This is a genomic window from Pseudoduganella lurida, from assembly GCF_007830455.1.
Classification (GTDB): Bacteria; Pseudomonadota; Gammaproteobacteria; order Burkholderiales; family Burkholderiaceae_D; genus Rugamonas; species Rugamonas lurida.
Genome location: NZ_VLLB01000010.1, coordinates 163365 through 188196, shown reverse-complemented (window position 1 = coordinate 188196; position 24832 = coordinate 163365). Strand labels below are relative to the sequence as shown.

Below are 24832 nucleotides of genomic sequence, written 5' to 3'. Positions count from 1 at the left end.
GTCCGGTCTGCATGGTTTACCAGCACGGCCGCCCATTGCGTGGAACGCCCCTCGAAATCCTGTGAACAAGACTGTGCATAAGCTTGTGGGCAAGGCCGTATAACCCCGGTACAAGCTGGAGACAAGTCCCCCAATTGCTGTGGAAAGGCCGTGGACAAGCACCGGGACAATCGGTGCACAGGCTGTGGAAAATCCGGGATAACCGAACTGCTAGACGGCGATGCGGGTTTCGAACTTGCTGCGGAAAGTGCTGAAGTAAGCCTTTACATTGCGCACGTTGGCATGGCTGGTAAATAGCCGGTGCGCCAGCGCGTGGTAGGCGGGCATGTCCGTCACCTGCACCACCAGGACGAAGTCCGGGCCGGGCGAGACGCGGTAGCACTGCAGCACCGCGACTTCGGCCGCCACATGCGTTTCGAACTGCTCCATGCGGTCCGCCGCCTGGACGTCGAGCGTGATTTCCACGATCGCCGTCAGCTGGCTGCCCACCTTCTCCGGCGCCACGATGACTACCTGCCGCGCGATCACGCCCGCATCGCGCAACTGCTTGACGCGGCGCAGGCAGGTGGGTGCGGACACGTGCACCTGCTGGGCCAGCTCGGCATTGGTGATCGACGCATCCTGCTGCAACACGGTCAGGATACGCCGGTCGATCTCGTCCAGAGAAATATCCATAAATATTTTGAAGGAATTTGAAATAAAAAATCATGACAGGAACATTACGAAATATTATTTCATAAAGGTTCTAATTAAGTAAGCATATTTCAACTGGCCTGCTCTACCATGGTTTCCAGTTCAACATCTTCCAGAGGTCACCATGTGCGGCATCGTCGGCGCAGTAGCGCAGCGTAATATCACCCCGATCCTGATCGAAGGCCTCAAGCGCCTCGAATACCGCGGCTATGACTCGTGCGGCGTCGCGCTGCACGTCGATGGCCGCCTGCAGCGCTCGCGCAGCACCTCGCGTGTCGCGGAACTGGAGAAGCAGGCAAAAGAAGACGGCATGGAAGGTTTCACGGGCATCGCCCACACCCGCTGGGCCACGCACGGCGCGCCGGCTTCGCACAACGCCCACCCGCACTTCTCGCCCAGTTCCGACAACGCGCGCATCGCGCTGGTCCACAACGGCATCATCGAGAACCACGAAGAGCTGCGCGACGAACTGACCAGCCTGGGCTACGTGTTCCAGAGCCAGACCGACACCGAAGTGATCGCCCACCTCGTCGACCACCTGTACACCGGCGACCTGTTCGAGACCGTGCAGCAGGCCGTCAAGCGCCTGCATGGCGCCTACGCCATCGCCGTGTTCGCCCGCGAGGAACCGCACCGTGTGGTGGCCGCACGCCAGGGCTCGCCGCTGATCGTCGGCATCGGCCAGGGCGAGAACTTCGTCGCATCGGATGCCATGGCGCTGGCCGGCACCACCGACCAGATCATCTACCTGGAAGAGGGCGACGTGGTCGACCTGCAGCTGGGCCGCGTGTGGATCGCCGACGTGAACGGCAAGCCGGTGGAACGCGAAGTCAAGACCGTGCACGCCCACACCGGTGCGGCCGAGCTGGGTCCGTACCGCCACTACATGCAGAAGGAAATCTTCGAGCAGCCACGCGTCGTCGGCGACACGCTGGAAGGCGTCACGGGCATCATGCCGGAACTGTTCGGCGACGGCGCCTACCAGGTCTTCAAGGACATCGACCGCGTGCTGATCCTGGCCTGCGGCACCAGCTACTACTCCGGCCTGACGGCGAAGTACTGGATCGAATCGATCGCCAAGGTGCCCGTCAACGTGGAAATCGCCAGCGAATACCGCTACCGCGACAGCGTGCCGCATCCGAAGACGCTGGTGGTGACGATCTCCCAGTCCGGCGAAACGGCCGACACGATCGCCGCGCTGAAGCACGCCCGCTCGCTGGGCATGGAATACACGCTGACGATCTGCAACGTGGCCACCAGCGCCATGGTGCGCGAATGCAAGCTGGCCTACATCACCCGTGCCGGCGTGGAAGTGGGCGTGGCGTCGACGAAGGCCTTCACCACGCAGCTGTCCGCGCTGTTCCTGCTGACGCTGGCCCTGGCCCAGGTCAACGGCCGCCTGACGGACGCGGAGGAAGCATCCCACCTGAAGGACATGCGCCACCTGCCATCGGCCATCACCGCCGTGCTGGCGCTGGAGCCGCAGATCATCGCTTGGGCCGAGGACTTCGCCCGCAAGGAAAACGCGCTGTTCCTGGGCCGCGGCATGCACTATCCGATCGCGCTCGAAGGCGCGCTGAAGCTGAAGGAAATCTCGTACATCCACGCCGAAGCCTACCCGGCCGGCGAACTGAAGCACGGCCCGCTGGCGCTGGTGACGGAAGAAATGCCGGTGGTGACGATCGCCCCGAACGATGCGCTGATCGAGAAGCTGAAATCGAACATGCAGGAAGTGCGCGCCCGCGGCGGCCAGCTGTACGTGTTTGCCGACGTCGATTCGCAGATCACGTCCGGTGAAGGCGTGCACGTGATCCGCATGCCGGAGCATTACGGCGTGCTGTCGCCGATCCTGCACGTGGTGTCGCTGCAGCTGCTGGCGTATCACACCGCCCTCGCGCGGGGCACGGATGTGGACAAGCCGCGGAATCTGGCGAAGTCGGTGACTGTGGAGTAAGCGGCTTCGGCGGGCTATGCGCACAGGGGCCGGGAAGTTATGCTTGACCCGTATCCACTTTCGCAAGAGGCCGCCATGCTTGCATCCATCCTTCTGCTTGCCGTATCCATCGCACAAGCCGAGGTGCCTCCGGTACCGGGCCTGTGCACGGCACCCGTGCCGACCGACCGGGAATCGCCCGGCTGCTATCAGACCGGCCGGCTGGAAATGGCATCTCCGCCGGGTGAGCTGTACTGGCATATCCACCAGTTCCCGACATTGGAGGCGGCGACGGTCGAGGCAGGCCGGCACCGCTGGGCGACTGTCGCGCAAGCCCACTCGCGGATCTGGTTGTACGTGCTGGATGAGAAATCTGCGCGTATCGATGGCGGGGCCCCGCGCGCTGTCATCGGGCCCTTGCATCCTCCAGCCGGTCCCGTGACCGCGCACTTCGCGGAATCGATCTTCCCGCCCGGCATGCGCACACGGGTGCACTCGCATCCCGGGCCGGAGGCGTTCTATGTGATAGAGGGCGAACAATGCATGGAAACGCCTGACGACAGGCAGCGGGTTGGCGCTGGCAGCACTTATCTTGTCGACCGTGGTCCCCATCTGCAGGCAGCGCCGCGTGGCCGCCGCAACCTGGTGCTGATTCTGGCGCCGCACGGTCAAGCGGCAGTGGTGCCAGGTGGCGACTGGCAGCCCAGCGGATTCTGCGACCGCTAGCGTGACGCATGCAGGCGAGCTGCGCGCACCTTGAGCAGTGTCTTCGAGGCCGGCGAGCCTAGCGCCGGCTTTTTTTACTGCCATGCGTGGAAGCGATTCCATCTGCGCGATAATCAGGCACATCCATAACAATACGGAGGAGACCCAGTGGTACAAAGTCCCGCATCTCCCAGCTTCACCGACACCAAACCCCACTACGCCATCCTCGACGGCCTGCGCGGCGTGGCAGCGCTGATCGTCGTCGCGTTCCACCTGTTCGAAGCCCACGCCGCCAGCCGCTTCGAGCAGATCATCAATCATGGCTACCTGGCCGTCGACTTCTTCTTCGTCCTCTCCGGCTTCGTCATCGGCTATGCGTACGATGACCGCTGGCGCCACATGTCCACCACGGAGTTCTTCAAACGCCGCCTGATCCGTCTGCACCCGATGATCGTCGTGGGCATGATCATCGGCGCGCTGATGTTCTACTTCCAGGCCGGCACCGTCTTCCCGAAGATCGGCGAGACGCCGCTCTGGCTGATGCTGGTGGTGATGGTGATCGGCATGACGCTGATCCCCGTGGGCCGCGCGCTCGATGTCCGCGGCTGGAGCGAAATCCATCCGCTCGATGGTCCCGCGTGGTCGCTGTTCTATGAATACGTGGCGAATATCCTGTACGCGCTGTTCGTCCGCAAGTTCTCGAACACCGTGCTGGCGCTGTGCGTGTTCGTCGCCGGTTGCGTGCTGGTGCACTACTGCGTGACGGGTCCGAACGGCGACGTGATCGGTGGCTGGTCGCTCGATCCGGTGCAGGTCCGCCTGGGCATGACACGCATGCTGTATCCGTTCTTCGCCGGCCTGCTGCTGTCGCGCGTCGTCACGGTCGGCCGCGTGAAGCATGCCTTCCTGCTCAGCAGCGCGATCATCGTCATCGCACTGGCACTGCCACGGTTCGGCGGCCCGGCCGACCTGTGGAAGAACGGCCTGTACGAGGCCCTGTGCATCGTCGCCGTCTTCCCGCTGGTCGTCTACATCGGGGCAAGTGGCAAGGTGACCACGCGCATGGGAACGAAATGCTGCGCCTTCCTCGGCGCGATTTCCTATCCGATCTACATCACCCACTATCCCTTCATTTATACGTACACCGCGTGGGTCGGCAACAACAAGGTGCCTCTGGCCACCGCATGGCCGGTGCTGGTCGGCGCGTTCCTGGCCTGCGTCGCCGTGGCATGGATCTGCCTGACGTTCTACGACATCCCGGTGCGCCGGTGGCTGAGCCAGCGCCTGATGCACAAGCGTGATGTCGGCGTTGTCCAAGGCACGGTGGCAAACACGAATTAACGCCGATTTACTGGCGCTGCCGCCAGCCCGGCACGAAGATGCAGTCAGCAGCGCAGCGTGGCGCCGCCATGTACGCCGCTGACTTCACTTTTCCGGGGACACCTCATGAGCCTATCGAACTGCCATTCGTTGCTTTCGCGCTGCATTCGTCTCATCGCATTCACCCTTACGCTGGCCGCCCTTGGTGGCAGTGCATCGGCGCAGGACATCGCCAGCAAATTCGCCGAAGCCAACGGCGTGCGCCTGCATTACCTGGTGGCCGGCAAGGGCGCGCCGATCGTCCTGCTGCATGGCTATGCGGAGACCTCGCACATGTGGCGTCCCCTGATGAAGGAGCTGGCCAAGACCAACCTGGTGATCGCGCCGGACCTGCGCGGTGCCGGTTCCTCCGCGGCGCCCGACGAGGGCTACGGCAAGGTGGCGCTGGCACGCGACATCCACGCGCTGGTCACCGGCCTGAAACTGGGGCCGATCAAGCTGGTGGGCCACGATATCGGCCTGATGGTGGCCTACGCGTATGCGGCGCAGTATCCCTCCGAGGTGCAGCGCCTGGTACTGATGGATGCCTTCCTGCCCGGCATCGGCAACTGGCGCGATGTGTGGCTGCTGCGCGACCTGTGGCACTTCCACTTCTATGGTCCGACGCCGCTGGCATTGGTGGCAGGCCGCGAGCGCATCTACTTCGAACACTTCTGGAACGACTTCGCCGCGGACAAGACCAAGTCGCTGTCCGAAGCGGACCGCCGCTTCTACGCGAAGGAATACGGCAAGCCTGGCCACATGAAAGCGGGCATGGCCTACTTCAGCAATTTCGAACAGGATGCCAAGGACTTTGCCGAGCTGGGGAAAACGAAGCTGCCCATGCCGCTGCTGGTGATCGCAGGCGAGAAAGCCTCCGGTGACGTGCTCGTCACCCAGGCCAGGCTGGTGGCGGACAATGTGGAAGGCGTGGTCGTGCCGGGGTCGGGGCACTGGCTGATGGAGGAAGCGCCGCAGGTGGTGATACCGAAGCTGGTGCAGTTCCTCACGCAGTGAAAAAACGCCAGCCCTCGCAGGCTGGCGTTTCGTTCAGCGCTTAGCGGAAGGTGGCGCGAAACGCCTCGGCGGCATCCTCGCGCGTGTTGATCTCCACGAGCACCCCGCCCGGGATCGCGGCGAAGAACCGCGAGCCCCGCACGTGGCGCAGCACTTCGGTGGGAAGCTGCGCGCCGCCGTCACGGAAGCGTGCGTAGAGCGCCTCCACGTCGTGCACGGTCGGCAGCTCGAAGCCGATATGGAAATTCTCTGGCCAGGCGACGGGGCGCGCGCCGGCATCCTCGATCACGATGTCGAAATCGTGGCGCTTCAGGATGGCGCTGGTGCCGAAGGTGGACGAGGTGCACTCCAGGTAGCGCTCGAAGAATGCCGCGGTGGCGGCGACGTCGCGCGATGGAAAGCTGATGTGGTTGAACTTCATGGTTGGCATGGACATGCTTGACTCCAGATCGATGGAGGAGCAGTTCAGCAACGCGGAAGGATTCGGGAGGCCGGCCATGGTGCCGGCCGGGTGGCGCGGCGGAAGGCCATGCTGCAAGCGACGTGCTCACGCCCCGAACCATTCATCGGCGATGAACTGGTCCTGTGGGCGTTGGTTGACGTGAACGCTTACGGCCGTCGGGAGACAGCGCCGCCATCGTAGCACAAGGGATGGCACAAGGCATCAGGCCTCGAACGAAAACCCCGCCGGATAACCGTGATAGCCATCGAAGTCGCCCTTCCCCACCGGCACGCCGGCCTGGCGTGCGATCGCATACACCATGCTGTAGTGGAAAAAGAAATTGGGCAGGCAATACATCGTGTAGTACGCCGCGCCACCAAGACGCAGTTGTGCGAAGCCGGCTGTGGTGTCGATCGTGCGGGCGGCCATGCCGTCGAATGCGGCGTCGGGTATCGCGGCGAGATAGCGCAGCGTGTCGTCGAGCTCGCGGTACAGGCTGGCGAAACTATCGTCCCCTTCGCCGAACGAGACGATCTCGCGGCCGGCCAGCGGGCAGCTGGTGCGCAGCGCGAAGCCGGTGGCCGTGCGGGCCTGCTGCAGCAGCGGGAACATGTCCGGATGCAGGCGCTGGCCGCCGATGGCCGGATCGAAGCGTTCGACGCGCCGCAGCAGGCCATCGAGCTGCCGCAGGTAGTGGATGAACAGCCTGGTCGGTACGACGGTGCGAGGTTCGATGCCTTCGCTTTGCATGGCCTCAGTCCCGGTCGGGTGCTCCGGGCGGGAAGAAGCGCCGGTACGGCCGCGCTTCGTCGACGGCGCGGGCGAAGGACGGCCTTGCCAGCAGCCGCGCGCGGTAGCCGGCCGTGTTGGCCAGCTGCGCGGGAATCGGGTGCACCCAGTCCGCGTAGAACAGCGCCGGCGCGGCGGCGCAATCGGCCAGCGTGAACGCATCGCCGGCCACCCAGTAGCGGCCCGCCAGCTGGGCATCCAGCCAGGCATACGAACGCTCCAGCATCGCGCGCGCATCGGCCACGCCGCGCGGATCGTGTTCGCCTTCCGCACGCACATGGTCGTAGACGATGCGCTGCATCGGTGTCATCACGTAGTTGTCGAAGAAGCGGTCCAGGAAGCGCACCTGCAGCGCGCTGTCGGCCTCCGCGGGCAGCAGCGGCGGTGCGTCCTGCCGGTAGCGTTCCAGGTATTCGATGATGATGCTGGCTTCCACCACGCTGCGCGGGCCGTCCGTCAGCAGGGGCATGTGGCGCATCGGCCAGCGCTCGGCGAACTCCTCGTCGGCCGCGGCGTCGCCCGCGTTCACGGGCCTCAGCGTGAACGGCAGGTCGTGCTCGTACAGCGCGACGAGCACCTTCTGGCAGTACGAGGAGAACGGATGGGCATACAGGCTCAGGTTCATGGCGGACTCGCTGGACGGGAGCGCCGATCTTACCCGACACCGGGGGCAAAGTTAACTATTGGTCACGAACGCAATGCATTTGGCGTGGCCGCCGCCCGTGCAAAAACTGGTATCGCGCCAAAAGCTGGGGCATAATACGGTGCCTGTCCTATATCTTATATAAGACTAGATGCAGACTTGATGCAGACCTGACTTCACCCAGGGCGTACGACGCCGGTCATGACCAGTGCGGCACCGTATGACGGCGCTGCCGCGGTGGCCCGCGCGACCCGGTTGCGAAGCCGAAGCGGGATGCGAAGTGAGGGCTGCGAAGTGAGTTATGATTTCACGCTGTCCGTTCACGCTTTCAGTGTCGGGTCATGCGTGCAGCATTGGCCGCAAGCGACAGACAGGCGAGGATTTTCCAGAATTTGAACCCGCGACATCCGAGGAATAAGCGCATGAGCAATGATCCGACCATTATCTACACGTTGACCGACGAGGCGCCGCTGCTGGCGACCCACGCCTTCCTGCCGGTCGTCAGGACCTTCACCAAGCCGGCCGGCATCAAGGTCGACGAGGCCGACATCTCCGTTGCCGCCCGTATCCTGGCGAACTTCCCCGAGTACCTGACGGAAGAGCAGCGCGTGCCGGACGTGCTGAGCGAACTGGGCAAGAAGACGCTCGAGCCGGATGCGAACATCATCAAGCTGCCGAACATCTCGGCATCGGTCGCGCAGCTGCAGGCCGCCATCAAGGAACTGCAGGGTAAAGGTTATGCCCTGCCCGACTATCCTTCCGATCCGAAGACGGACGAAGAAAAGGCCCTGAAGGCCCGCTACGGCAAGTGCACCGGCTCCGCCGTGAACCCGGTCCTGCGCGAAGGTAACTCGGACCGCCGCGCACCGCGCGCCGTGAAGGAATACGCGCGCAAGAACCCGCACTCGATGGCCGAGTGGTCGCAGGCCTCGCGTACCCACGTGTCGCACATGACGCACGGCGACTTCTACCACGGCGAAAAATCGCTGACGCTGCAGGGCGCGCGCGACGTCAAGATGGAACTCATCACCAAGTCCGGCCAGACCATCGTGCTCAAGCAGAAGGTAGCGCTGCAGGACGGCGAGATCATCGACTCGATGTTCATGAGCCGCAAGGCGCTGCTGGACTTCTATGAAAAGCAGATCGAGGATGCCAAGCAGACCGGCGTGATGTTCTCGCTGCACGTGAAGGCCACGATGATGAAGGTGTCGCACCCGATCGTGTTCGGCCACTGCGTGCGCATGTTCTACAAGGAAGCGTTCGAGAAGCACGGCGCGCTGTTCGACAGTCTGGGCATCAACGTCAACAACGGCATGGCCGACCTGTACAACAAGATCGCCACCCTGCCCGCCTCGCAGCGCGAAGAAGTCGAGCGCGACCTGCACGCCTGCCAGGAAAACCGTCCGGCGCTGGCCATGGTCGATTCGGCCAAGGGCATCACCAACTTCCATTCGCCGAACGACGTGATCGTCGATGCGTCGATGCCCGCCATGATTCGCGCCGGCGGCAAGATGTACGGCGCCGATGGCCGCCTGAAGGAAGTCAAGGCCGTCATTCCGGAATCGACCTTCGCCCGCATCTACCAGGAGATCATCAACTTCTGCAAATGGCATGGCGCGTTCGATCCGCGCACGATGGGCACCGTACCGAACGTGGGCCTGATGGCCCAGCAGGCCGAGGAATACGGCTCGCACGACAAGACGTTCGAAGTGCCGGAAGACGGCGTGGCCAACATCACCGACCTGGCCACGGGCGAAGTGCTGCTGACGCAGAACGTCGAGCAGGGCGACATCTGGCGCATGTGCCAGGTAAAGGACGCGCCGATCCGCGACTGGGTCAAGCTGGCCGTCACCCGCGCGCGCAACTCCGGCATGCCGGCCGTGTTCTGGCTGGACCCGTACCGTCCGCACGAGAATGAACTGATCAAGAAGGTCACCCTGTACCTGAAGGATCACGACACGACGGGCCTGGACATCCAGATCATGTCGCAGGTGCGCGCCATGCGCTACACGCTGGAACGCGTGATCCGCGGCCTGGACACGATCTCCGTGACCGGCAACATCCTGCGCGACTACCTGACCGACCTGTTCCCGATCATGGAACTGGGCACCTCGGCCAAGATGCTGTCGATCGTGCCGCTGATGGCCGGTGGCGGCATGTACGAAACGGGCGCCGGCGGTTCGGCACCGAAGCACGTGCAGCAGCTGACGGAAGAAAACCACCTGCGCTGGGATTCGCTGGGCGAGTTCCTGGCGCTGGCCGTGAGCCTGGAAGAACTGGGCATCAAGACGGGCAGCGACAAGGCCAAGGTCCTGGCAAAGACGCTGGACGCCGCCACCGGCAAGCTGCTGGACAACCGCAAGTCCCCATCGCCGAAGACGGGTGAGCTGGACAACCGCGGCTCGCAGTTCTACCTGTCGCTGTACTGGGCACAGGAACTGGCCGCGCAGAAGGACGACGCCGAACTGGCGGCCTACTTCGCGCCACTGGCCAAGTCGCTGGGCGAGAACGAGCAGAAGATCGTTGCCGAGCTGCTGGCGGTGCAGGGCCAGCCGGCCGACATCGGCGGCTACTACCTGGCCGATACGGCGAAGGTGAAGGCCATCATGCGGCCGAGCGCCACGTTCAACGGCGCGCTGGAGGCGCTGGGCGCGTAAGCACCCGCTGCGTTTGTTGATAAAAACCCCGGTGGCCTGCGAAGGCGCCGGGGTTTTTTTACGTCTCGTCCAGCCGGGCAAAGACCTGGTGTCCGACACCAGTTCACCGGCGTCGATCCGCCGCAGCAGCTACCTCCGACTGCTACACCCGCTCCACCGACAAATCCCGCGCCTCGCCGGCCGCCTTGCGCAGCACGACCGGCACCGACTTGTACGAAGGCGTGCCGCTGCGCCCGTCGATGTTCGACAGCGCCACCAGCCCGTTCGCTTCCGGGTAGTACGCCGCCACGGAGCCGCGCGAAATGTCGAACGCCACCGCCACCACCTGCCGCAGCACGCGTCGCGCATCGTCGCCCTCGGCCACCGCTTCCACGTCGACGATGTCGCCATGCTGCAGGCCCCGCTCGGCGAGGTCGTCGCCGTTCACGAAGATCACGTCGCGCCGGCCGGTGATGCCGCGGTAGCGGTCGTTCTTGCCGTAGATCGTGGTGTTGTACTGGTCGTGGCTGCGCACGGTGGCCAGCACCAGCGCATCCTTCACCTCGGGGCGTGCCAGCGGGCGCTGGCCGGCGTCCGCCACCAGGAAGTTGGCGCGGCCCGTGTCCGTGCGCCACTCGCGCCGGCTGGCGGGAACGTCGAGCCGGAAGCCGCGCGGCTGGCCGATCCGTTCGTTGTAGCGGGCGAAGTCGGGGAACACCTGCTCGATCGCGTCGCGGATGCGGCTGTAGTCCTCGATATAGCTCTCCCACGGCACCTGCGACTGCGGCAGCGTGGCGCGGGCGATGCCGGCCACGATGGCCGGTTCCGATTTCAGCTCGGGCGACGCGGGCGGCAGCGAGCCGCGCGAGGCGTGCACCATCGACATCGAGTCTTCCACCGTCACCGATTGCGGCCCGGTCGCCTGCACATCGAGCTCGGTGCGGCCCAGGCACGGCAGGAGGAACGAGTTCTGCCCCACCAGCAGGTGCGAGCGGTTCAGCTTCGTCGCGATGTTCACGTTGAGCGCCAGGCCGCGGATGGCTTCGAAGCAGACATCGGGATCCGACATCGCCACCGGCAGGTTGCCGCCCAGGCAGATCAGCGCCTTCGAGCGGCCGTCGCGCATCGCCTCGATGGCGGCGACGGCGCCATGGCCGTGCTCGCGGGGTGCCTGGAAGCCGTAGACGCGTTCCAGCGCGTCCAGGAAGCCCCCGGTGGGGATTTCCGTGATGCCCACCGTGCGGTCGCCCTGCACGTTCGAATGGCCGCGCAGGGGGCAGATGCCGGCGCCCTCGCGTCCCATGTTCCCGCGCAGGAGCAGCAGGTTGGCCAGCTGCTGCACGTTCGAGGTGCCGTGGCGGTGCTGCGTGATGCCCATGCCGTAGCAGACGATCACGCGCTCGGCCTTCGCATACACGGCGGCCGCTTCCTCGATCTGCTCGCGCGACAGGCCGGACACCTCCAGGATCTCCTCCCACGAGGTGCCGTCGAGATCGGCCTGCAGCGCTGCGTAGCCGCTGGTGTGGTCGCGGATGAAGTCGCGGTCCAGCAGGCCCGCGCCGCCGGCCGCCACGGCTGCCGCATCGGCCGCCAGCAGCGCCTTCATGATGCCCTTCACCACGCCGCAGTCGCCGCCCACCTTCGGCTGGTAGTAATGGGTGGCGATCGGCACCGCTTTACCGACCGTCATCTCGATGGCGCTCTGCGGCGACTTGAAGCGCTCCAGGCTGCGTTCCTTCAGCGGATTGAACACCACGACGGGTGCGCCGCGCAGGGCCGCCGCACGCAGCGTCGCCATCATGCGCGGGTGGTTGGTGCCGGGGTTGTGGCCGAACGAGAAGATCGCGTCGCATGCATAGAAATCGTCCAGCGTGACGGTACCCTTGCCCACGCCGATCGACTGCGGCAGGCCGACGCTGGTGGCCTCGTGGCACATGTTCGAGCAGTCGGGGAAGTTGTTGGTGCCGTACTCGCGGGCGAACAGCTGGTACAGGAAGGCCGCCTCGTTCGATGCCCTGCCGGAGGCGTAGAACTCGGCCATGTTCGCATCCGGCAGCTCGCGCAGGATCTGGCCGATGCGCCGGAACGCTTCGTCCCAGGCGATCGGCACGTACTTGTCGGTCGCGGCGTCGTACACCATCGGGTGCGTGAGCCGGCCCTCGAATTCCAGCTTGAAGTCGTCCCACTCCCACAGTTCGCTGACGGTGTGTTCGGCAAAGAAGGCCGGCGTCACGCGCTTGTTGGTGGCTTCCCACGACACGGCCTTGGCGCCGTTCTCGCAGAATTCGAACGACGAGTGTTCGCGCGGATCGGGCCATGCGCAGCCGGGGCAGTCGAAGCCCTGCGGCTGGTTCACCTGCAGCATGATCACGCTGTGATCGACGGCCATCTGACCGCGGATCGCCTTCGCCACGGCCTGCAGCGCGCCCCATCCCCCGGCCGGTCCGCCGTATTCGCCGATGCCCGGAACGTCTTTCTTGCCCATACAGCCTCCCTCGTTATCGAGCGGGCGATTGTACGGAGAATGTGAAGCGGCCGATGTTCAAAAGACACACAGCAACTATTCGCGCACCTTCACGCGACAGTGGCGGCGGCCTCCCGCGGCACGGCGCGCGCACCGCGGGGACCGAATGCCAGCACCAGCAGCAGCGCCGCGGCGGCGGTGCACAGCCAGCCGAACAGGTCCCCCGTGCGGGCATACAGCGTGGCCACGTGCTGCGCGGGCACTCGCGCCAGCAGCGTGGTGCCGGGCAGTCCGGCGGACGGCGTTTCGGCCACGATGCGGCCATACGGATCGGTGACCGTCAGCAGGCCCTGGCGCGCCGCGCGCACCATCGCGAAGCCGCTCTCCACGCCGCGCAGCGCGGACAGGCGCGCGGCGTAAAGTCCATCCTCGTCGAAATCCCAGGCGGGCACCAGCAGCGCCTGCACCTGGCGCGTGCCGTAGGCGCGGCCCATCGCGGCAAAGTGCAGGTCCTTGCAGATCGCCAGGCCGTAGCGGGCACTGGCTGCCACGCGCACCGCGTACTCCGCGCCGGGCAGGAACTCGCGTTCGGGCGGCGCGATGTGGTGCTTCTGGTAGTTCGCATCGAGATGGCCGTCCGGCGTCATCAGCCAGGCCAGGTTGCGCTTGCTGCCGTCATCGTCGACGCCGATGCCTGCCGCCAGCCAGACGCCGTGGCGGGCCGCCAGCGCGGCCAGGCGCGCCTGCAGTGCCTGCGCCGCGGCCGGCGTCAGGGTGTCGATCTTCTCCGGCAGCACGACGATGCGGGCGCCCTGCCCGGCCAGCGCCGCCACGTGGGCTTCGTACTGCGTCCACACCTGCTGGCCCAGCGACGGGGGCACGCGCGGGCCCAGGTAGTCGTCGATGACGGCCAGGCCCACCAGGTCGCCCTGCGGCGGTGCCGTCGACGGAATGCGCGCGAACCCGTAGGCGAAGGTGGCCACCGTCAGCACCAGCGCCAGCAGGAGCGGCGTGCGGGCTGCCTGCCAGCCCCGCTGCACGGCCAGCGCAATCGTTGCCGGCAGCAGCGACAGCACGAACACCAGGCCGGCCGTACCGGCCAGTGCCAGCACCTGCACGGCAGGCAGGAACTGCGCCTGTGAATACGCCAGGCTGCTCCAGTTGCCGTCCGGGTGCAGGTGGGCCATCAGCGTGTCGACGGCGCACCACAGCAGCGGATAGGCCAGCACCGCCCAGGGCGACGCCACGCGCAGCAGCACGCGCCGCGCCAGGCCGACCACCAGCGCCCACGTCAGCGCCAGCAGCACGGTGACGAGCACGGCGACCGGCAGCGGCATCGCCAGCGTGAAGTAGTGGAAGCTGGCACTGCTGGCAACCAGGCCGGCGAGCAGCGTCAGCAGGAAGGCGCGCCACGGTCCGCTGCGCAGCGCCGCCACCAGCACGGGTGCCGGCGCCAGCCAGGCCAGCCACCACACGGGATCGAGGCCGAACGCATGGCGCATGGCGATGCCGCCCGCGAGTGCGAGGGCAAGGTCGATTCCGAAGTGCGTGGCGTGGTGGCGCATGGCGGTTCCTGCGTGGACGGAACCACAACTCTAGCATCGAAGAAAAACTTCGGGTGGCTCGACGGAACGGTGACGATTAAAGCCGTTTCACGGCATGCGCGCAGACGCCAGGAACAGCCAGGCCACCGTGATGACGACCATGCCGGTGAACGTGACGCAGGACCAAGTGAAGAACCAGGCCGACAGCAGCGTGGCCTGGATCACCCGTTCGAACAGCAGTCCCAGGCCGAAATCGAATACCGTCAGCACGGACCAGCGGCGCAGGTAGACGGGCAGGTAGCGGCTCATGCGCTGGTTGTGCTGGCGCGCCGCGTGGCGCTCGAACAAGTCGCGCGCCGCGTTCACGTCGCGGAACAGCCAGTCGAAGAACAGGAAGCGATACCAGAGCTGGCCGGAAGTGAGGCGCGGCTCGGCGGTACCGGTTCGTTCTGGTTCGGAAGGCGAGGAAGACTGCTGCTCGTTCGTCATGGTCGGCGCCCGGTGGGACGGATGAGAGGAACCATACTAAGGCACATCGGCGGGCGCTTCCACTCGCCCCGTCAATCGTGTTCATGCCGCACGACAGGCCCGCCTAGGCCGGCTGCAGGCGCTCGCGCACGGCTTTCATGTCGCGCACCGGGGCGATGCCGAACAGCCGTCCGTATTCGCGGGTGAACTGGGGCACGCTCTCGTACCCCACCGTGAAGGCCGCACTGCTGGCGGAAGCGCCTTCGGCAAGCATCAGCCGGCGCGCCTCGATCAGCCGCAGCTGCTTCTGGAACTGCAGGGGCGAGAGCGACGTGACCGCGCGGAAGTGCTGGTGGAACGACGAGGCGCTCATGCCCGCCACCTCGGCCAGCCGCTCGACCGGCAGCGTGCGGGCGAACTCGGTGCGCAGCAGCGCCACGGCCCGTCCGACCCGCTGCGACGGTCCGTTCGGCCAGCCCAGGCGCCGCAGCGCGGGACCGTGGCGTCCCGCCAGCAGCCAGTAATGCAGCTCGCGCACCAGCTGGGCATGCAGCACCGGCACGGCGGCGGGACGGTCCAGCAGTTTCAGCAGGCGCAGCGCTGCGTCGGCCACTTCGGCATCGGTGGTCTCCACGCGCACCGGCGTGTGCTCGCCCGGGTTTCCACCCGCTTGCGCGTCGCCCATCTGCACGCCCAGCTCGGCGATCACGGCCTGGTCCAGCTCCAGCACCAGCGACAGGTAGGGCGCGGCCAGGCTGGCCCGCGTGACCTGGCTGACCAGCGGCACGTCCGCCGTGATCAGCAGCGAGTCGCCGGCCGTGAAGTCGACCGAGGTCGCCCCCATCGTCACGTTCTTGCTGCCCTGGACGACGATGCAGACCATCGGTCTGGCGATCGCATGCTGCAGGCCGCTGGGCATGTGGGCGCGCACCGCCAGCAGGCCGGGCACGGGGGAGATCGCGATGCCGTCGGCGTTCGCGTGGGCGTCGGCGTAGCGCCGCACATGGTCGAGCAGGGAGGTCATGCGGCTAGCGTACCGCGCCGCGGCGGGCGATGCACGCGGTTTGGAGGATCAGGCAAGAAACCCGTACCTTCGAGAAATTGCGGGCGTGGTGCGCGTCGCATCATGACGTCACCCAATCACTTCCAAGGAGTCCACCATGACCACGATCTCTCTCGTTACCGGCGGCAGCCGCGGCCTGGGCCGCAACACCGCACTCAGCATTGCCCGCGCCGGCGGCGATGTCGTCTTCACCTATCACAGCCGTGCCGACGATGCCCGGCAAGTCGTGGCGGAGATTGCAGCGCTGGGGCGCAAGGCCATCGCGTTGCAGCTCAATAGCGGCGCCGTGGCCACCTTCCCTGCCTTCGTCGACCAGCTGCGCGGCGTGCTGCGCGACACGTGGCAGCGCGACACGCTCGACCACCTCGTCAACAATGCCGGCCATGGCGAGCATGCCTCGATTGCCGAGACCACCGAGGCGCAGTTCGACCGGCTGGTGGACGTGCACTTCAAGGGCGTGTTCTTCCTCACGGGCGCGCTGCTGCCGCTGCTGGCCGATGGCGGCCGCATCGTCAACCTGTCCTCCGGCCTGACGCGCACCAGCATCCCGGGCTACGCCGCCTATGCCGCCGCGAAGGGCGCCGTGGAAGTGCTGACGCGCTACCTGGCGAAGGAACTGGGCGCGCGCGGCATCGCCGTCAACACGGTGGCCCCGGGCGCGATCGAAACGGACTTCGGCGGCGGCGCCGTGCGCGACAACCCGGACCTGAACCGCCTGCTGGCCGGCATGACGGCGCTGGGCCGCGTCGGCGTGGCGGACGACATCGGCCCGATGATCGCCAGCCTGCTCGCCCCCGGCAACCGCTGGGTCACCGCCCAGCGCATCGAAGTCTCCGGCGGCCAGGCGATCTGATGCACCACGGATGAGCCCGTGTCACCCTGTGGGGTCAGGCGTGGTGACACGCACTCATCTGTAGGCCCACATGACACATTTGATGCCAGGGCAAGGTCCGTGGATTTCACACTAGTGTTCAGCTCGTGTCACTACGCCTGACACCATGGTGTGACACGAGCTCTGCCATTGTCCTGGTGCCAGGAAGGAGTGCGGCCCTGCATGGCCGCACCGCTACGCAGGCGCGAAGCTGCGCTTCCCGAAACCCCTGCTGCGCCCCCAGGACACGGGCTCGGCGGTGGTTGGCGCTTACAGGCTGGCGCGCAGGGTGAGGGTGACGTTGCGCGGGTCGCCGTAGTAGTAGCTGATGCCCGTCGGGGCGAATTTCTTGTAGTAGACCTTGTCGAACAGGTTGTCCACGTTCAGCTGCAATGCGTAGCGCTCGTTGAACCGGTAGGTCGCCATCGCGTTGAAGATGGAATAGCCGCCGTGCAGCGTGGTCAGCTGTGCGGCGCCGGTGCCGGAGGTGGCATAGCTGTCCGACTGGGTGCGCACGCCGCCGCCCACCGTCAGGCCCGCCAGCGTGCTGCCGAAGCGGTAGTTGGTGAAGAGGTTGAGCTTGTGGCGCGGGTCGAGCGTGCGCAGCGGGTTGCCCGTGTTGGCGACGGTGTCCGTGACGTACTTCGTGCGCGTGTTCGTGTAGCCGGCCTGCATCTGCCAGCCGGGCAGGAGTTCGCCGGCCAGTTCCAGCTCCCAGCCCCGGCTTTCCGTCTTGCCGCCGGCAATGCGGCAGAAGCCCGACGTGAACCACGGCAGGCACGGATCGAACGAGGTGGTGTCCTCGACGGCCTTGCCCTCGTTGGCGATCTTGAAGACGCCGGCCGATGCCGTGAGCCGGCCGCCGAACCAGTCGCCCTTGAGGCCGGCTTCATAGTCCTCGCCGCGCACCGGTGGCAGGATGTTGCCGTTCACGTCCTTCACGTTCTGCGGCGTGAAGATTTCCGTGTAGCTGATGTAGGCGTTCAGGTTCGGGGTGATGTCGTACAACAGGCCGGCGTACGGCGTGGCCTCGCGGCGGATGCGGTAATTGCTGGCCGGCGTGGACGGCGCCTCGTACTCCCACCACGACAGGCGCCCGCCGACCAGCAGCGTCAGCGGGTCGAGGACCGACAGGCGCGCGGTGCCATAGACGCCCTTCTGGCGCGTGTAGGTCGGCTTGGCGGGGACTGCCGTCGACATGTCCACGGCTCGCTCGGGATACGAGCTGTACGGATCGAAGGTACGGATGTCCACGTTCGCCACCGGGAACAGGTTGCCCACGCCGTACGTCGCATAGGTTTCGTTGTTGATGCGCTCGGCGCCCACGATCAGTTCGTGCTTGCGGCCGAACAGCGTAAATGGACCGTTTGCCGTGACGTTGAAGGCGCGCTGCGTGTTCCTGTCGCCGGTGTACTGCGCCGTCGTCACGCCGTACAGGTAGGGATTGGTCTTTTCATTGGCGGCCCGGGCGAAGTAGGACTGCTTGAAGCCGTTCTCCTTCATCGCCATGCGCGTCCACATGGCTTTCGCTTCCAGGCTCCAGCCATTGTCGAAGCGGTGCTCCATGGCGGCGTAGGCTTCGTCGTTGTAGCGGTTCCAGCGGTTCCAGTCGGCACCCAGGTAGGTGTCGCGCGGCAGGAACAGCGGCGAGCCGTCGAAGTTGCCGGGCATGCCGCCCCACGCGCCGGTGGCGTCCAGGTCGGTGTGCTGCAGGCTGGCGCTGACCGTGGTCTTCGGCGACAGGTCGTAGTCGACCACGCCGTACAGCACCTCGCGGCGCTCCTGCTTGGCCTTCTGGAAGAAGTGCTTGTCGTCGACGACGGCCACGGCCCGGGCGCGCAGGGAGCCGTCCGCATTGAGCGGCGTGGACACGTCGGCAGCGACCCGATAGCGGTCCCACCGCCCCGCCGTGACGTTGGCAGAGGCCTGGAAGTCCTTCGCGGGACGCTTGCGCACCATGTTCACCGTCGCGGACGGGTTGCCCGATCCGCGCAGCATGCCGGCCGAGCCGCGCAGCACTTCCACGCGGTCCAGCGTGGCAGTATCCGGCTGGATGTAGGTCGAGCCGCCGATGGCCATCGTCAGGCCGTCCACCTGGATCGCATCGATCTGGTAGCCGCGCGAATGGAAGGATACGCGCTCGCTGTCCGTGTAGTCGACCGTCACGCCCGGCGTGTTCTGCAGCACGTCGTGCATGTCGAGGAAGTTGCGGTCGTCCAGCAGCTGGCGGGTGATCACCGTGACGGGCTGCGGAATGTCGCGCACGTCGTCGAAACCCTTCATCACGCTGGCCTTGCGGCTGGCCAGCGAGCCCGAATTCTCCGTGGTGTTGTCGACCGTGCCGGTGACAGTCACCGTCTGCATCGTCTTGTCGGCATCGGCCGGCGCTTCGGTTTCCGTCGCATGCAGCGCCAGCGGATAGGCCAGTGCCAGGCTCGCGCACAGCAGCGTCCTCCGGGTACGTTGGGCGAGCGGGGACGGGGCGATTACGACGCGGGCGCGGGACATGACGACTCCTGGATTTGGATAAGAATGAAAGAGCGAATGAGAATCATTCTCAATTTTAAGGCAGAAATTGCTGTTTGGTCCATAGGCTGGTCGATATCCGCTGACGAGATCGGTGGGACTTTGTTCGGTGAGGAAACCGGACGGGCGATTCCTGGCGCGATGCGTGCTAAACCGTCCGATTGCGAAACCGGCGGCAACGAAACATCGTCCGCTTTGGACTTTGCGCTGCGAAAATTGGTGCGAATTAGACCTTCACCGGCTTTTCATCGACCGTTCTAGAGCGCCGCTTGGCGAAGTTAGACCGCACTAGCACGCTGTATCGCGGATTAGCACGGATTAGCAGCGGCCTGAATTTGCGCTACCCGCAGCCGTTACAGGCGGGCGGCGCGCAGCCAGTCGCGGCCCCGCTCGTCCATGGCGGCGACGATGACCTCGGATGGCAGGGTGTAGACGGTGGCCCAGGTGGCGCGGCCGTCCGCATCGTTGGAAGGAAAGCTCGCCGTCTCGATCGGCCAGTGGTATTTGCGCTTGAGCGCCCGCACGATCGCCGCCAGCGTGACGCGGCCGCGCAGCGGTTCGGCACCGGTCTGGTCGGCGTTCGACAGCAGCACGGCAAGGACGGCACCGCGCGCAGTGCGGGGGCCAGGGAAGATCGGTGTTTTACGGGGCATGCGCCATTCTAGCAATGGAGCCGAAACCGCCGAGCACGTGTCTCGGTGCACGGAAGGAGCGCAGCCCTGCATGGCCCCACCGCTACGCAGGCGCGAAGCTGCGCTTCACGAAACCCCTCCTACGCGGTGTCAATGCGTGGCGTTGTCGCTGCAAACCACCGGCAAGCCCTCGACGTGCCAGCGCAGCATCCCGCCCGCCAGGTTGGCGACCTGCCCGAAGCCCGCCTTGGCCAGCAGCACGCAGGCCTGCGCCGAGCGCACGCCGGAGCGGCACACGGCCACCACGGGCCGTTCCTTGTCCAGCTCCGGCAGGTGGTCGGACAGCTGCGACAGCGGCAGCAGCCGCGCGCCGGCCAGGTGCCCCAGCCGGTCGACGAATTCGGCTTCCTCGCGCACGTCGACGAGTTGCGCGCCGGCGCCGTGCTCCAGCAGCGCCATCGGCTCGATTTCCCACACGCCTGAAAAGCGCAGCGTCAGTGGTGCCCAGTCCGGCGTTTCGGCGGATGTCCCGGCAAACAAGCCGCCCTCCTCCGGCTGGCCGCAGCGCAGGTTGGCGGGCACGGCAACGGCGATCATCTTCGGATGCGGCAGGTTCAGGGCATTCATGTGGCCCGTGAAGTCGCCCTCGTCCACCTCGCCGCCCAGCCGCGGATTGAAGCGGCGCTCTTCCGCCACGCTGGTGACCGTCACGCCGCGGTAGTCGTGCGCCGGATACAGGAGGCACGCTTCAGGCAGCGACAGGATCTGCTCGCGCACGGAAGTGAACAGCTGCGCGGCACTGCCCTGCTGGAAGTCGGTGCGGCCGCAGCCGCGGATCAGCAGGCTGTCACCGGTGAACGCCATGCTCTCGTCATCGAGCACGTAGGTGACGCAGCCGCTGGTGTGTCCCGGCGTGGCGCGCACCGTCAGGTGACGGCTGCCGAAGCCGATGCGGTCGCCATGGCGCAGCGTGCGCGTGGCCAGCTCCGCGCCGGCTGCTTCAGCCACCGCGATGCCGCTGCCGCAGCGCTGCTGCAGGCGCCAGGCGCCTGTCACGTGGTCTGCATGCACGTGCGTGTCCAGCGTGGTCAGCAGCCTCAAGCCCAGCTCCTGCAGCAGGGCCAGGTCGCGCGGCACGTGCTCGTAGACGGGATCGATCAGCACGGCCTCGCCCGCATCGCCCAGCAGGTACGTGTAGGTGGAAGAGACGGGGTCGAACAGCTGGCGGAAGATCATGATGGGGTCCTGGGGAGAGCCCTTATTTTACCCGCACGCAGCGTCACGGCCGCCACGCCGCCTTCGACAGGTGCCCGGCGAAAAAGTCGGACAGCACCGTGATCCGTGCAGGCCTTGCCCGCGCGGACGGCGTGACGAAATACAGCCCGCCCTCCGTCATCGGCCAGTCCGCCAGGATCGGCACCAGGCTGCCATCGCGCACCCGGTCGGCCGCGATGAAATCGGGCAGCTCGCAGATCGCCAGCCCGGCCAGCACGGTGGGCAGCAGCGCATCGGAGTTCGTCACGCGCAACGGTCCCTGCGGCCGCACGCTGGCGTCCTCGCCCGCCGCGTTCCTGAAGTGCCACGTGTCGCTGCGCGCGTTGTAGGCATAGCCCAGGCAGGCGTGCTGCAGCAGGTCGGCAGGATGCGTGGGCGTGCCGTGCTGCGCCAGGTAGGCGGGTGCCGCCACGATCAATCGGGACACGGGCGCCAGCTTGCGCGCCACCAGCGAGGAATCGGGCAGCACGGCGATGCGCAGCGCCGCATCGAAGCCGTCGCCCACCAGGTCCACCGTGGCATCCGACAGGTGCAGGTCGATCTGGATGTCGGGATAGCGGCGGAAGAATTCGGGCAGCAGCGGCGCCACCTGGCGCAGCCCGAACGACATCGGCACCGCCAGCCGCACCAGTCCGCGCGGCCGGGCCGATTGCTCGCGCGCCGCGCCTTCCGCTTCCTCGGCCAGCCGGAATATGTCGCCGGCCCGCTCCGCCAGCGATGTGCCGAACTCCGTCAACGCCAGCTGGCGCGAGGTGCGGTTCAGCAACCGCGCACCGAGCCGCTCCTCCAGCCGCGCCACGGCACGCGAGACGGTGGCCACCGAGAGGCCCAGCGCACGCGCCGCGCCGGCAAACGAGCGTTCCTCGGCCACCCTGGCGAACAGGGCCAGTCCTTCGAAGTCGGGCAGTTTGGACATCGTCAAATCTGCAATGATGGTTTGCGATAGTTGCTATTTTAATGCGATCGCACCGTCGCTACCATTCGTTCATCGCAGCACACTTTGAACCGAACGAACCGACAAGGAGCTCACCATGAACACGACCACCACCAGCAAGCTGCAGGACAAGATCGCCATCGTCACCGGCGGCACCACGGGCATCGGCCTGGCCACCGCGAAACGCTTCGCCGCCGAAGGCGCCCGCGTGATCGTCACGGGCCGCCGCCAGGCCGAACTCGATGCCGCCGTCGAGGCGATCGGCCACGGCGCTGCCGGCTACCGCGTCGACTCGTCGAAGCCGGCCGAGCTGGACACGCTGTACGAACAGGTGCGCACCACCCACGGCCGCATTGACGTGCTGTTCGCGAACGCCGGCGGCGGCGACATGCTGCCGCTGGGCGAGATCACCGAGCAGCAGTACGAGGACACGTTCGGCCGCAACGTGAAGGGCGTGCTGTTCACCGTGCAGAAAGCGCTGCCGCTGCTGGCGCCGGGCGCTTCCGTGATCCTCACCGGCTCCACCGCCGCCAACAAGGGCACCGCCGCGTTCTCCGTGTACGCTGCCTCGAAGGCGGCCGTGCGCTCGTTCGCCCGCAACTGGATCCTGGACCTGAAGGACCGCGGCATCCGCATCAACACCGTCGTGCCGGGCCCGATCCGCACGCCGGGCCTGGTGGAACTGGCCGGCACGGACGCCCAGGCGCAGCAAGGCCTGCTGGACTACCTGACCACCGGCATCCCCATGGGCCGCGTGGGCGAGCCGGATGAAGTGGCGAAGGCCGTCACCTTCCTCGCATCAAGCGATGCCAGCTTCGTCAACGGCACCGAGCTGTATGTCGATGGCGGCCAGGGGCAGATCTGACTCGTCAGTCCGCGTCCGGAATGATCTCCAGCAGGTCCGTGACGCCGATGTCCACGCCGGCCTGCGTGAGCAGGGTGCTGGCCTGGCCGCGGTGATGCGCCTGGTGGTTGAAGAAGTGCAGCAGCAGCGTGCCGAAGTGCTTGCGGTACTCGTGGCCGCGCGTGTTGCGGTAGACGAGCACCGCGTCCAGGTCGGCCGGCTGGAGCTGCGCGGCGAAGCTGTCGATCATGCCATCGATGCGCACGCGGCTGGCCTGCAGCGTGGCCAGATCGTCGCCGTACGATTGCCGCAAGTTCGACGGCACGGGGCCGTCGCGCAGGGAAGCCAGTGCGGTAAAGGCGACCGGGTGCGCGGCGAAGCGCGTCAGCCAGATCGTGTCCGCGGCGCACAGGTGGTTCATCGTGCCGAGCAGGGACCCGAAGAACGCGCCCCGCTCCGCCGCCAGTTCCTCTGCCGGCAATCGGGCAGCAGCGGCGTACAGCTTGCGGTTCATGTGCGCGTTGTACGCGGCCAGCAGGCGGATGTCGGCGCAGGTGGGCATATGCTTGCTCCGCTTATTTCGCCAGCTGTTTCAGCATGATGGTCCAGTGGTCCACATCGTCGTCCAGTGCCTTCACCGGCAGGCGCTCGTCGCGGCCATGGGTGCGCGAATCGGTGGGCACGATGCCCCACGAACCATCCACGCCGTAGATCGGAATGCCGCTGGCGCGGAACGGCCGCGCATCGGTGGCGCCGGTGCTCATCTGCGGGATCACGGGCGACGCCGGGTGCAGCGCCTTCACGGCGGCCGTGTAGGCCTGCACGACGTCCGGACGCAGCGGCGAGATCTGCGAAGCCACGTAGTCGTCGGCACGCGTGACGGCCACGCCCGGATCGGCCGCCACCTTTTCCAGCTCGGCGCGGATCGCATCGGGCGACACGCCCGGCATGATGCGGCAGTTGACGTTGGCCGTGGCCGTCTGCGGCAGCGCATTGTCGGCATGGCCGCCGGACAGCAGCGTCGCCACGCAGCGCGTGCGCGTCAACGCCACTTCCGTATCGCTGGCCTCGATGACGTCGGCCGCCTTGCCATTCTTCGGATCCTTCAGCCAGGCGCGCATGGCATCGCCCAGCGGGCCCTTTTCCATCCTGGCGCGTTCGTTGAAATAGGCGCGCGTGGTTTCGTTCAGGGCCGGCTCGAAGCGGTAGCGCTCCAGCCGCTGCAGCGCATTGGCCAGCTGGTAGATGGCGTTGTCCTTGCGCGGCTTGGACGAATGGCCGCCCCGGTTCTTCGTCGTGAACGTGAAGTTGGCGAAGGTCTTTTCGGCCGTCTGCAGCGCGAAGCCGAGCGGCCGGCCATCCGTGGCAAAGCCGCCGCGGCCGCTGTCCGCGTTCAGGCCGAATTCCACTTCCAGCAGCTCGCGCCATTTGGTCGCGCCCAGTTCCGCGCCCACGCCGTCGGTCTCCTCGTCACCCGTGTAGAACACGATGATGTCGCGCTGTGGCGCGAAGCCGGACGCCTTCAGCTTCAGGATCGCCGTCGTGGTCGCGGCGATGCCCATCTTGTCGTCGAACGTGCCGCGGCCGTAGTAATAGCCGTCCCTTTCCGTGAACACGAAGGGATCCAGTTCCCAGTCCTCGCGCTTCGCTTCCACCACATCCATGTGGGCGATCACCATGATCGGCTTTGCGGTCGGTTTCTTTGCACGCCAGCGCACGATCAGCGCCGCCGTTTTCTCGTAGGGCATCACGCGGATGTCGGCATCCGGGATGCCGGCTTCGCGGTACTGCGCTGCCAGATACGCTGCCAGTTCCGGCACGCGGCCGCGGCCGGCCACGGTTGGAATGTTCACCGCATGCTCCAGCAGCGCACGGGCTTTCGCATGCCAGGGATCGTTGGCGGGACTGGCCAGCGTGGCCAGTGGCAGGGACAGCAGGATGGTCGACAGCAGGGCGATCGACAGCGGGCGGCGCGGCAGCATGGATTCCTTTGG

General features: G+C 66.4%; 22 protein-coding genes. 8 read left to right on the top strand and 14 right to left on the bottom strand.

The features are described 5' to 3' along the window. Positions 1-210: 210 nt before the first annotated feature. Complete coding sequence (locus IP91_RS22590; protein WP_145652213.1) at positions 211-675, bottom strand: Lrp/AsnC family transcriptional regulator; 465 nt, start codon at positions 673-675, stop codon at positions 211-213. A 142-nt stretch (positions 676-817) separates the two neighbouring features. Between IP91_RS22590 and glmS the strand changes: the two genes are divergently transcribed. The 4 genes from glmS to IP91_RS22570 all read left to right on the top strand — a co-directional run bounded on the left by glmS (position 818) and on the right by IP91_RS22570 (position 5707). Beyond that, complete coding sequence (gene glmS, locus IP91_RS22585; RefSeq protein WP_145652212.1) at positions 818-2647, top strand: glutamine--fructose-6-phosphate transaminase (isomerizing); 1830 nt, start codon at positions 818-820, stop codon at positions 2645-2647. A 75-nt stretch (positions 2648-2722) separates the two neighbouring features. After that, on the top strand, positions 2723-3352 hold the full coding sequence (locus IP91_RS22580) for a cupin domain-containing protein (RefSeq protein ID WP_158643189.1): 630 nt from the start codon (positions 2723-2725) through the stop codon (positions 3350-3352). Positions 3353-3499: 147 nt separating this feature from the next. Next, positions 3500-4672 carry an acyltransferase family protein gene (locus IP91_RS22575; protein WP_145652208.1) on the top strand — a complete coding sequence of 391 codons (1173 nt, stop codon included), beginning with the start codon at positions 3500-3502 and terminating at the stop codon, positions 4670-4672. A gap of 105 nt (positions 4673-4777) precedes the next feature. Continuing rightward, positions 4778-5707 carry an alpha/beta fold hydrolase gene (locus tag IP91_RS22570; RefSeq protein WP_145652206.1) on the top strand — a complete coding sequence of 310 codons (930 nt, stop codon included), beginning with the start codon at positions 4778-4780 and terminating at the stop codon, positions 5705-5707. 40 nt (positions 5708-5747) lie between these two features. On the opposite strand, the gene IP91_RS22565 is transcribed toward IP91_RS22570, so the two are convergent. From IP91_RS22565 to IP91_RS22555, 3 genes are all read right to left on the bottom strand, one after another. Further along, positions 5748-6143, bottom strand: coding sequence for a VOC family protein (locus IP91_RS22565; protein WP_229474842.1), 396 nt, complete (start codon positions 6141-6143; stop codon positions 5748-5750). Between the two features lie 228 nt (positions 6144-6371). Continuing rightward, on the bottom strand, positions 6372-6899 hold the full coding sequence (locus IP91_RS22560) for a DUF1993 domain-containing protein (RefSeq protein WP_145652204.1): 528 nt from the start codon (positions 6897-6899) through the stop codon (positions 6372-6374). A 4-nt stretch (positions 6900-6903) separates the two neighbouring features. Continuing rightward, entirely contained in the window at positions 6904-7563 is a 660-nt protein-coding gene (locus IP91_RS22555; protein ID WP_145652201.1) for a glutathione S-transferase family protein, read from the bottom strand. A 440-nt stretch (positions 7564-8003) separates the two neighbouring features. Here IP91_RS22555 and IP91_RS22550 point away from each other — a divergent pair, with 440 nt between their 5' ends. Continuing rightward, on the top strand, positions 8004-10238 hold the full coding sequence (locus IP91_RS22550) for an NADP-dependent isocitrate dehydrogenase (RefSeq protein ID WP_145652199.1): 2235 nt from the start codon (positions 8004-8006) through the stop codon (positions 10236-10238). 142 nt (positions 10239-10380) lie between these two features. On the opposite strand, the gene IP91_RS22545 is transcribed toward IP91_RS22550, so the two are convergent. The 4 genes from IP91_RS22545 to IP91_RS22530 all read right to left on the bottom strand — a co-directional run bounded on the left by IP91_RS22545 (position 10381) and on the right by IP91_RS22530 (position 15717). Further along, the gene (locus IP91_RS22545; protein WP_145652196.1) at positions 10381-12702 is read right to left on the bottom strand and encodes an FdhF/YdeP family oxidoreductase; all 2322 of its coding nucleotides are present in this window, start codon (positions 12700-12702) and stop codon (positions 10381-10383) included. A gap of 89 nt (positions 12703-12791) precedes the next feature. Beyond that, the gene (locus IP91_RS22540; RefSeq protein ID WP_145652194.1) at positions 12792-14246 is read right to left on the bottom strand and encodes a nitrilase-related carbon-nitrogen hydrolase; all 1455 of its coding nucleotides are present in this window, start codon (positions 14244-14246) and stop codon (positions 12792-12794) included. An 87-nt stretch (positions 14247-14333) separates the two neighbouring features. Beyond that, complete coding sequence (locus tag IP91_RS22535) at positions 14334-14714, bottom strand: hypothetical protein (protein ID WP_145652192.1); 381 nt, start codon at positions 14712-14714, stop codon at positions 14334-14336. 103 nt (positions 14715-14817) lie between these two features. After that, the gene (locus tag IP91_RS22530; protein ID WP_145652190.1) at positions 14818-15717 is read right to left on the bottom strand and encodes an AraC family transcriptional regulator; all 900 of its coding nucleotides are present in this window, start codon (positions 15715-15717) and stop codon (positions 14818-14820) included. A 136-nt stretch (positions 15718-15853) separates the two neighbouring features. Between IP91_RS22530 and IP91_RS22525 the strand changes: the two genes are divergently transcribed. Beyond that, entirely contained in the window at positions 15854-16609 is a 756-nt protein-coding gene (locus IP91_RS22525) for an SDR family NAD(P)-dependent oxidoreductase (RefSeq protein ID WP_145652188.1), read from the top strand. 288 nt (positions 16610-16897) lie between these two features. Here IP91_RS22525 and IP91_RS22520 read toward each other — a convergent pair whose 3' ends face one another. Then, complete coding sequence (locus tag IP91_RS22520; RefSeq protein ID WP_145652186.1) at positions 16898-19135, bottom strand: TonB-dependent siderophore receptor; 2238 nt, start codon at positions 19133-19135, stop codon at positions 16898-16900. 36 nt (positions 19136-19171) lie between these two features. Between IP91_RS22520 and IP91_RS22515 the strand changes: the two genes are divergently transcribed. After that, complete coding sequence (locus tag IP91_RS22515; RefSeq protein WP_145652184.1) at positions 19172-19414, top strand: hypothetical protein; 243 nt, start codon at positions 19172-19174, stop codon at positions 19412-19414. Between the two features lie 92 nt (positions 19415-19506). On the opposite strand, the gene IP91_RS22510 is transcribed toward IP91_RS22515, so the two are convergent. From IP91_RS22510 to IP91_RS22500, 3 genes are all read right to left on the bottom strand, one after another. Beyond that, positions 19507-19806 carry a hypothetical protein gene (locus tag IP91_RS22510; protein ID WP_145652182.1) on the bottom strand — a complete coding sequence of 100 codons (300 nt, stop codon included), beginning with the start codon at positions 19804-19806 and terminating at the stop codon, positions 19507-19509. Between the two features lie 129 nt (positions 19807-19935). Further along, positions 19936-21021: an MBL fold metallo-hydrolase gene (locus IP91_RS22505; protein WP_145652180.1), complete on the bottom strand. Its 1086-nt coding sequence runs from the start codon at positions 21019-21021 to the stop codon at positions 19936-19938. A 43-nt stretch (positions 21022-21064) separates the two neighbouring features. Further along, positions 21065-21976, bottom strand: coding sequence for a LysR family transcriptional regulator (locus IP91_RS22500; protein WP_145652178.1), 912 nt, complete (start codon positions 21974-21976; stop codon positions 21065-21067). 115 nt (positions 21977-22091) lie between these two features. Here IP91_RS22500 and IP91_RS22495 point away from each other — a divergent pair, with 115 nt between their 5' ends. After that, a complete protein-coding gene (locus IP91_RS22495; RefSeq protein WP_145652176.1) occupies positions 22092-22859 on the top strand; it encodes an SDR family NAD(P)-dependent oxidoreductase in 768 nt (255 codons plus the stop codon). Positions 22860-22863: 4 nt separating this feature from the next. Here IP91_RS22495 and IP91_RS22490 read toward each other — a convergent pair whose 3' ends face one another. Beyond that, positions 22864-23400 carry a DinB family protein gene (locus IP91_RS22490; protein WP_145652174.1) on the bottom strand — a complete coding sequence of 179 codons (537 nt, stop codon included), beginning with the start codon at positions 23398-23400 and terminating at the stop codon, positions 22864-22866. 13 nt (positions 23401-23413) lie between these two features. Next, the gene (locus IP91_RS22485) at positions 23414-24820 is read right to left on the bottom strand and encodes a M20/M25/M40 family metallo-hydrolase (protein ID WP_145652172.1); all 1407 of its coding nucleotides are present in this window, start codon (positions 24818-24820) and stop codon (positions 23414-23416) included. Positions 24821-24832: the final 12 nt, after the last annotated feature.

Bases quoted from the DNA above. Each gene is read 5' to 3' on its own strand.
- IP91_RS22510 (WP_145652182.1), bottom strand. From the start codon at position 19,806: ATGCCCCGTAAAACACCGATCTTCCCTGGCCCCCGCACTGCGCGCGGT.
- IP91_RS22580 (WP_158643189.1), top strand. From the start codon at position 2,723: ATGCTTGCATCCATCCTTCTGCTTGCCGTATCCATCGCACAAGCCGAG.
- IP91_RS22560 (WP_145652204.1), bottom strand. From the start codon at position 6,899: ATGCAAAGCGAAGGCATCGAACCTCGCACCGTCGTACCGACCAGGCTG.
- IP91_RS22505 (WP_145652180.1), bottom strand. From the start codon at position 21,021: ATGATCTTCCGCCAGCTGTTCGACCCCGTCTCTTCCACCTACACGTAC.
- IP91_RS22490 (WP_145652174.1), bottom strand. From the start codon at position 23,400: ATGCCCACCTGCGCCGACATCCGCCTGCTGGCCGCGTACAACGCGCAC.
- IP91_RS22485 (WP_145652172.1), bottom strand. From the start codon at position 24,820: ATGCTGCCGCGCCGCCCGCTGTCGATCGCCCTGCTGTCGACCATCCTG.
- IP91_RS22590 (WP_145652213.1), bottom strand. From the start codon at position 675: ATGGATATTTCTCTGGACGAGATCGACCGGCGTATCCTGACCGTGTTG.
- IP91_RS22520 (WP_145652186.1), bottom strand. From the start codon at position 19,135: ATGTCCCGCGCCCGCGTCGTAATCGCCCCGTCCCCGCTCGCCCAACGT.
- IP91_RS22530 (WP_145652190.1), bottom strand. From the start codon at position 15,717: ATGACCTCCCTGCTCGACCATGTGCGGCGCTACGCCGACGCCCACGCG.
- IP91_RS22545 (WP_145652196.1), bottom strand. From the start codon at position 12,702: ATGGGCAAGAAAGACGTTCCGGGCATCGGCGAATACGGCGGACCGGCC.
- IP91_RS22570 (WP_145652206.1), top strand. From the start codon at position 4,778: ATGAGCCTATCGAACTGCCATTCGTTGCTTTCGCGCTGCATTCGTCTC.
- IP91_RS22565 (WP_229474842.1), bottom strand. From the start codon at position 6,143: ATGTCCATGCCAACCATGAAGTTCAACCACATCAGCTTTCCATCGCGC.
- IP91_RS22540 (WP_145652194.1), bottom strand. From the start codon at position 14,246: ATGCGCCACCACGCCACGCACTTCGGAATCGACCTTGCCCTCGCACTC.
- IP91_RS22515 (WP_145652184.1), top strand. From the start codon at position 19,172: ATGAGAATCATTCTCAATTTTAAGGCAGAAATTGCTGTTTGGTCCATA.
- IP91_RS22495 (WP_145652176.1), top strand. From the start codon at position 22,092: ATGAACACGACCACCACCAGCAAGCTGCAGGACAAGATCGCCATCGTC.
- IP91_RS22535 (WP_145652192.1), bottom strand. From the start codon at position 14,714: ATGACGAACGAGCAGCAGTCTTCCTCGCCTTCCGAACCAGAACGAACC.
- glmS (WP_145652212.1), top strand. From the start codon at position 818: ATGTGCGGCATCGTCGGCGCAGTAGCGCAGCGTAATATCACCCCGATC.
- IP91_RS22500 (WP_145652178.1), bottom strand. From the start codon at position 21,976: ATGTCCAAACTGCCCGACTTCGAAGGACTGGCCCTGTTCGCCAGGGTG.
- IP91_RS22525 (WP_145652188.1), top strand. From the start codon at position 15,854: ATGACCACGATCTCTCTCGTTACCGGCGGCAGCCGCGGCCTGGGCCGC.
- IP91_RS22555 (WP_145652201.1), bottom strand. From the start codon at position 7,563: ATGAACCTGAGCCTGTATGCCCATCCGTTCTCCTCGTACTGCCAGAAG.
- IP91_RS22550 (WP_145652199.1), top strand. From the start codon at position 8,004: ATGAGCAATGATCCGACCATTATCTACACGTTGACCGACGAGGCGCCG.